Genomic DNA, 7489 nt, shown 5'->3' on the forward strand with positions numbered 1-7489 from the left:
ATCCTTGAATGTTGAAGAAGGGCGGGTCAGTGACAGGCTGCGATCAGCGCCTCGCCGACGGTGCGCCAGTCCGCGGTTTCGCTGTCGGCGTTCAGTGCGGCGGCCTTGAGCAGGAGGCTTGCCGACAGCCCGGTCTGCTGGCAGCAGGCCTGGCAGCGCATGACCCAGTCCACAGTTTCCATTGACCTGGCGCGGCGCTCTGGCAGTTGTGTGGTCAGGCGGCTCACTTCGGTACTGTCCCAATTCAGCAGGTTGGCCAACAGGCGGTCGGCGTCTGCTTCCGGATCCTGCTGGTTGGCAAGCTGCAGGTAATGCAGCAGCGGTGCTTCCGACTGCGATAGATGGCGAGCGCAATGACTGAAGCGTTCGAGCAGGTACAGCGTGTGAGGCGTCAGCGTTCCCTGGTTGTCTGAAGCCAGCCACGTCGGGGTGCTGATCAATCGTTGGAGTGTGTCGCTGCTCAAGTGCAGTTCCTGGCATGCTTGAGCTGCGCGCAACAGCGAGGCCAGGGACGGGGGCATTTTTCCCGGCGACGCCTTGATGGCATCGACAATCGACGCAGCAGTGGTGCCGGCCATTTGCAGCGCGCAAGGGACGTATTCGGCGGACAAGTCAACGAGGTCGTGCAGCAGCATTTCCACCAAGCGCTGCTGATCACCAGGTTTGGCAGCCTCCGCCAGCAGGACCGCCAGGCGCTTTTCCAGGTGTTGATTCAGCGGCAGGTCATCTTCGGCTGTGTCGAAGAGGCGGCACCACTGCATCACGTCACGGTTGTTCTGCTTGAGCCAGTCGACAGCCCAGTCCAGATCCATCAGACCGTCGAGAATGTCGGGGGACGTCAACGGCGTGGCGTTCAGTTCCCCGGTCACCAAGGTTTCGCAGAAGCGCTTTGTGCCCATTACCCGGGCCAGCATCGTGCACTCAAGGGGGGATAAGCCGAACATCCGCGCGATGCGGGCCTGGCGATAGAGCGAAGAGACAGTGGGCAGATTGTATCCTAACGAATAGCCATGCTTCTTGATCTGCCTTGCCAGCAACAGCAGCGAATCCTCGGTAATGGCCAGCCCAAGGCCGGCGCCGAGGTAGCTGAACGTCTTGGGGTCCGTTAGGTCCAGGTGTTTTGTCTGAGGTTGGTCGAGCAATTGGGTTCGATTGAACACCCGGTCGTACAATGGAACTTGCTGACCGCAAGCGGAAATTGGCAGTTCGTACAGCAGCGAAGCGAACTCTTCCGGGGCGATGCCATGGCGCCGGTTCAGATAGCGATAGACGCCCAGCGTGCGCAGGGTATTGGCATTGAGTGTCATCGTGTCGTTGTCTTCCGAACGCAAGGCGTTGACGAGCAGCGTGTCCAGTTCTGTCACTGGAATACCGGTCCAACGGTGCAGCCGGATCATTCGCTGCATGCGGGCGAAACGTTCACGGGACGTACCGCCAAGGGTATTTGCAGGCTGGACAATCGCCAAGGCCGGTGTCGTCTCGGGGCCGTTGATATAACCGGCCCCATAATTGGAAAGAGTGGAAGATGGGCTGTTGTTCGAGCTGCGTGGGCGGTGACTGCCTTGCGCCAGCAACTGCTCGACCTGTTCGGTGGTCAATCCGGTGCGTTCCTTGAAGAACTTGAGTTCATGCAGGCGAGCGACCTCTTCAGTACCATAATTTTTTTTCAGGACGCTGAGCTCACCATCCGAACTGGCCGGAGCGAGCAGCAGCTTCTGTTGCTCGGGACTGAGCCCTGACAGCAGTTTTTGTGCCTCGACACGGGATTGCGAAACGCGACCATAAGCGGAGTCGCCGGGTGAAAATGGCACTCTCAGGCTTATCCGGTAGTTCAATTCACCCAGCGTCGGTTTGCCTGCGCCCAGCCCGAGCAGGCATTGGTGATGATGCAGGTTGTAGGGCAGGGAGAAAGGATAGTGTTCGCTCGCCAGGACCCGATGGACGGTCTTGCCGGAGTTGGCAAGGTGCGTCTCGATGGCGCTGCGCAGGGTGTCATTGACGATGCCAAGCATCGGCTGCGCGACGAAGGCACTCTGCTGATCGAGCATCAGCTCCTTGAGGTCCGGGCGCCGTTGCGCCAGAGAGATCTTGTGGGGTGATGACGATGCGTTTTCCAGTTGCCCGGCAAACAGATACAGCGCCCGCAGGTAAGCCACGGGTGAATCGATGGCTGCGATGTCGCCGTCCTTGCAGAACTGATCCCAATTCTCCTTGAACAGCGACTGGTAGCTGACGGAATGTGACGTCGCTTCCGCCCCAAGGCCACGCCGAACGCGACGCGGGGCATCGCTGGACGATATCTGCTGCTCCTGATATAGGCGGCCGATCTGTTGGGCATAGCTTGCCGCGCGGTCGTAGGCCTGTCCGGCATCCGCGTCGCAGTGCTTGGCGAACTCAAGGGCGAACGGCGCCTTGCCCATGCGCACGATGTCGAAGACCGACTTCAACCCCATGCGCTCCATGGCTGTTCTGAAGCTGGCTTTTACCGTGTCCTCGCCGTTGGGAAAGGCGACGAGCCTGTGCAACAGCGAGTCGTTACTTGCGTCCATGTGTGGTTCATCTCCTGTTCGCACTGAAGGTGCTTATCCAGGGGAAAACCGTACAGGAGCGGTAAAAAGAAATCGGTAGGACGAGGGCGGAGGGTGTGTACGAAAGGGCAATGCGTGAGGTGAGGGGAACCCTCCTCACACAGAACGCCCGTCTCCCACCGGAAACGGGCATTCTTTCATGATCAAACCCGGAAGTGGCTGACCATCATCTGCAGTTGATTGCCCAGTCGCGCCAGTTCAACGCTGGAGGCGGCGGTTTCTTCGCTGGCAGCGGCGGTCTGTTCGGAGACGTCGCGCACGTTGATGATGCTGCGGCTGATTTCCTCGGCTACGGCGCTTTGCTGTTCGGCTGCGGCGGCGATCTGCTGGTTCATCGATTGGATGTTCGACACCGTGCGGGTGATGTTCTCCAGTGATACCCCAGCCTTGCGGGTCAGGGCCACGCTGCTGTCGGTGAGGCTGCGGCTGTTGTTCATCACGGCCGCCACTTGCTGGGTGCCGTTCTGCAGGCCGGCCACCAGGCCTTCGATTTCCTCGGTGGACTTCTGCGTGCGTTGGGCCAGGCCACGGACTTCGTCGGCGACGACCGCAAAACCGCGACCGGCTTCACCTGCGCGCGCCGCTTCGATCGCTGCGTTGAGGGCCAACAGGTTGGTCTGTTCGGCCACGGCCTTGATCACGTCCATGACGCTGCCGATCTTGTCGCTTTCCTGTTGCAGCACGGTCATGGCGTCGGTGGAACGTACCACTTCGCTGGCGAGGCGTTCGATCTGGGCGATGGCTTCGTTGACCACCTGATCGCCGGCACGGGCTTCGCCGTCCGCCGCGGCCGCTGCATGGGAGGCTTCTTCGGCGTTGCGGGCCACTTCCTGCACGGTGGCGGTCATTTCGTGCATGGCGGTCGCGACCTGATCGGTCTCGACTTTTTGGTTGTTGACCCCGGCGCTGGTCTGCTCGGTGACGGCGGACAGCTCTTCGGCGGCGCTGGCGATCTGGGTCACGCCATCGCGGATGCCGCTGATAAGGTCGCGCAGTGTCACGCCCATGCGGGCAATGCCCTGTTGCAGCACACCCAGTTCATCGCGGCGGGTGACGATGACGTTGTGGGACAGATCGCCATTGGCAATGCGTTCGACCACGGTCAGGGTTTCGCTCAGCGGCCGAGTGATCTGTCGCGTGATGATCACGGCGGCAATGATGCCCACCAACAGGGCGAGCAAGGTACTGATCAGTTGCAGTGTACGGGCCTGGGCACTTTCGGCGTCGCGGCGGTCCAGCTGGATCTGATACAGCTGTTCGCTCTGGTTGACGATGGTCGCGCCCTGCTCGGTCATTTCCTTGCGCGCCTGCACAGCATCGGCAGTGGCCGACTTGAAGGCCTGCAAGGCGCTGCGGTATTGGCTCAGGGCGGTTTCCAGCTGGCGCAGCTCATCTTGACGAGTGCTGGCGAAATGCAGGTTCAGCGGTTTGAGCGAAGCGATGGCGGCGTCCAGTTGGGCGACGGCTTTCTGCTCCGTATCGGCATTGCTGTTGGCGGTGTAGCCACGGACTTCATAGCGGGCGAGCATGAACGCCTGCTTAGCCTGGGTGATCGCCTGGAACTGTTCGAAGCGCTCGTCGCCAGCGGCCATTTGCGCCACGTCGGCGCCAATCGCTTCGATCAATTTGTAGGCAGTTTCGGCGTTGGCGCCCATGGCGTCGCGGGCGGTGTTGCCAGTGCGGTAGGCGCTGCGCATTTTGTTCAGGGACGTCTGGTAAGCGCCGATGGTCGCGCTCTGCGCCTTGAGCAGCTTGACGTTTTCCGGGCTCTTGAAGCTGCTCAGCAGCGCGTTCTGTTGCGCCACGAAACCATCTAGGGTGGTCTGCACATTCTGTGCGGCCGTCTCGTCGCCGTTGGTCAGCATGTATTGCAAGCGGGTGACCCGAAGCTTGGTCAGCCCGGCGTTGAGCTGGGTAATGTCGCTCATCCAGTTGCTGCGGTCGATCAGCCCGCCCAGGCTGTTCCAACCGGTCACGGCCAGGATGCAGGTCAGGAGCAGCACCAGGCCGAAGCCCAGGCCCAGTTTCATGTTGACGCTAATGTTGCCAAACCAGCTATTCATCAAATTCCTCCAGGAACGTTGTGCTGCTTGATCGTCGGTTGGCTGGAAGATTGTTGTTGTTAAGCCAGCAAAATAGAGAACAGGCCTGTATCGGCCGCCGGTTCGATATCTGAAAGTTTTTTTCCCGGGATCCTGCACATCAGCGAATCTTCAGGCGCGTGTATCAAGCTTTTTTTCACATCCCTTTCACTGCCTGCCTACGCCGCCGTCTCTACTGTCACGCCATCGAATGACTGGGGTGGATGCCGTCGGGGCGGCTTGATGTGGAACTGAGACTGAGTTTTTTCGGCTTGACGCGCTCGATCGAGACAAGCCGGTTTGCCCGCTACCAAAACGCCGCAGTCGTCCTGGCCGCTGCGCTGCTGGTGATTCCATTGACCCTCTGGTTACTGAGCCCGGCGGCGGTGCCGGACCTGGCCCATGGCAACGTCGCCGGCGCCCGGACATTGGCTGAAGGCTGGGCCAAGGGTGAAATGATCGTACTGGTACGCCATGTCGAGCGCTGCGATCACTCCAAGGCCGCGTGCCTCAACGATCCTGCCGGCATCACTGACCGGGCCCGTGCCGTCGCGGTAGGTCTTGGCGCCCGGTTCGAGCAACTGGGCCTGGACAACACCGACATCTACAACAGTCCGGCCACGCGCACGGCCCAGACGGCGGGGTACATGTTCAACAAGGTGAGCGCTGGCGACGATTGGCTGATCAACTGCCGGCGTGATCTGTTGCGCAACGCCCTGGCCCACAAGGTGGCCGGGCACAACCTGATCCTGGTGACCCATAGCGAATGCATGCAGGCATTGGAAACCTCGCTCAAGCGACCGACCTCGACGTTTGGCTATGGCGCGTCGCTGTTTGTTTCCACCGCCGAGCCACAAGCGCCTCGGTTGCTCGGTTTTATCGAAGCGTCTGACTGGCGCTCGGTGACGTTTCAGTAACTTTTCCCACGATTAGGACAGCCCATGCTGACGTCTGCTCGCGCCCGTTTCTATGGGCTCAATCTCGGAATTCCCCTGCTCTGTGCCGCAGTGGTGTTCCTGTTGTTCGACATGACCCGCATCGACATCGCCATCAGCGATTTCTTCTACGACCCCGTGCACCAGGTGTTCCCGTTGGAGCATGTGCATTTGTTCGAAAAAATCACCCATAAGTGGGCCAGGGTGATACCCAACTGGACCGGCGAGGCGGCCATCGTCGGTGCGCTGTTGTCGTTTTTCTGGCCGATATTCAGGCCGGAGAAGCGCCCAGGGCTGCTGCGCCTGTTGGACAAACTCAGGCTGAGCAAGCCGCTGCGTTTTGCCCACAGGCACCGCCGTGATTTCCTCTATGTCGTCTTCGCTTTTTCCCTCAGTACCGGTGTCATTCATTACCTCAAGGGCCATACCAGCGTGTACTGCCCGGTGGAAACCACCCAGTACGCCGGCAAGATCGAACACAAGGAGTGGTATCAGAACTTCAACCTGCTGAAGGTCGCCGGGGACGGCCGCTGCTGGCCCGGCGGACATGCCTCCGGTGGCTTTACCATGCTGGCGCTGTACTTCGTCGCACGCCGCTATCGCTGGCGTCACTCGAAAGCGCTGATGTACGGGGCGCTGGCCTTGGGGTTTGTCTATGGCACAACGCGAGTCCTACAGGGATGGCACTACATGTCCCACACCTTTTGGGCGGGGATCTTCGTCTGGTTGAGTTGTTGGCTGATGGCGTTGGCCTTCTATGGGCGAGCGGCCTTAGAGCAACCTGTATCGACCAGGGCTTCATCGCAGGGCGCGCAACGCCTGCCTGAGCTGGGTGACGTACAGCCCTCCGCCTGAATCGCAGACAAAAAAAAGCCCGCGGGAGAGCGGGCTAAACCTTAGTTTCTTGAATGAGCGAGGGGACTTTACCGAATAACAGCCGCGCGCAGGGTGAAGAAAAGTTTATGCGATCCCTCGCCGCGGCCTTTCCTTGGTGCAGGCCTGTCGAAAATCCCTGTGGAAGCGAGACTGCTCGTACTGATGTTGACTGATCTGCCGTCATCGCGAGCAGGCTCGCTCCCACATTGTCCGGGGCGCATCCGGTATTTGCGTCTGGCGCCAATCCCCTGTGGGAGCGAGCCTGCTCGCGATAGCGGTGGATCAGCTTGCAACGATGCTGAATGTGCCACTGCCATCGCGAGCAAGCTCAGCTCCCACAGGCTCGGTGGTGGCTGACCTCTCTCTGGGGCGGGCCGACAAATCCGTGGCGAGGGAGCTTGCTCCCGCTGGGCTGCGCAGCAGCCCCTTCTTTGCGAGGCTCCTCTACAGTCGAGGTTTGCGACGCATCTTGTGAGATACGTCTCTTTTTTCAACAGAAAATTCTCTCACCCTTGAACCGAAGTCGATATGCAGGGTCTTGTGTGCGCGTGGTTTTGCGCATCAGCAACGTGAGCGGTTTTCGAGGCAGCCTGGAGCGCCTAGCTCCCTCGAAAACAGCACTGGAGGCCTACCTTCGGTCAGCTCGCGAGCGTGCTGTGACTTCCGTATCGAGGGATCGAACATGTTCTCACCCGCCCATTGGGCGAGGTTGTGCCTGGCTTTGCTGTGCCTGTCTCCGCTTACCCTGGCTCACGCCGCCCCGACTCCCGGTGAAACCGACCTGATCCGCGAGCGCCAGAACCGTTTGCTCGAAGAGCAGCGTCGCCGTCTGGAAGAGCTCAAGGACTTGCCCGGCCAGGAGGCGAAACCGACCCAGCCGACTGCGCCGACCGATACCCGTTGCTTCCCCATCAAGAGCATCGAACTCAAGGGCGCCGACAGTCTCTCGGACCGCGAACGCGAGCGGCTGCTCAAGCCTTATATCGGCCAATGCCTGGGCGTGCCCCAG

At 60.5% G+C, this 7489-nt stretch carries 5 protein-coding genes and 1 pseudogene; 3 read left to right on the forward strand and 3 right to left on the reverse strand.

Going from position 1 to position 7489, the window contains the following annotated elements; all coding sequences use genetic code 11:
• Positions 1 to 26: 26 nt before the first annotated feature.
• The 3 genes and pseudogenes from N005_RS00545 to N005_RS29885 form a co-directional block, all read right to left on the reverse strand.
• Positions 27 to 2549: a Tc toxin subunit A gene (locus tag N005_RS00545; protein ID WP_047698421.1), complete on the reverse strand. Its 2523-nt coding sequence runs from the start codon at positions 2547 to 2549 to the stop codon at positions 27 to 29.
• Positions 2550 to 2731: 182 nt separating this feature from the next.
• Positions 2732 to 3595 (reverse strand): methyl-accepting chemotaxis protein, encoded by an 864-nt coding sequence (locus N005_RS29880; RefSeq protein ID WP_406822784.1) that lies wholly within the window; start codon positions 3593 to 3595, stop codon positions 2732 to 2734.
• Between the two features lie 42 nt (positions 3596 to 3637).
• Positions 3638 to 4651 (reverse strand): annotated as a pseudogene (locus N005_RS29885) (methyl-accepting chemotaxis protein); the annotation flags it as partial.
• 263 nt (positions 4652 to 4914) lie between these two features.
• Here N005_RS29885 and pmrG point away from each other — a divergent pair.
• The 3 genes from pmrG to N005_RS00565 form a co-directional block, all read left to right on the forward strand.
• Entirely contained in the window at positions 4915 to 5586 is a 672-nt protein-coding gene (gene pmrG / locus N005_RS00555) for a lipopolysaccharide core heptose(II)-phosphate phosphatase PmrG (RefSeq protein WP_047698436.1), read from the forward strand.
• Between the two features lie 24 nt (positions 5587 to 5610).
• Positions 5611 to 6459: a phosphatase PAP2 family protein gene (locus N005_RS00560; protein WP_052126337.1), complete on the forward strand. Its 849-nt coding sequence runs from the start codon at positions 5611 to 5613 to the stop codon at positions 6457 to 6459.
• A gap of 703 nt (positions 6460 to 7162) precedes the next feature.
• On the forward strand, positions 7163 to 7489 hold a 327-nt coding region (locus N005_RS00565; RefSeq protein WP_047698424.1), incomplete at its 3' end, for a POTRA domain-containing protein.

This window comes from Pseudomonas mediterranea CFBP 5447 (assembly GCF_000774145.1).
Taxonomy (GTDB): Bacteria; Pseudomonadota; Gammaproteobacteria; order Pseudomonadales; family Pseudomonadaceae; genus Aquipseudomonas; species Aquipseudomonas mediterranea.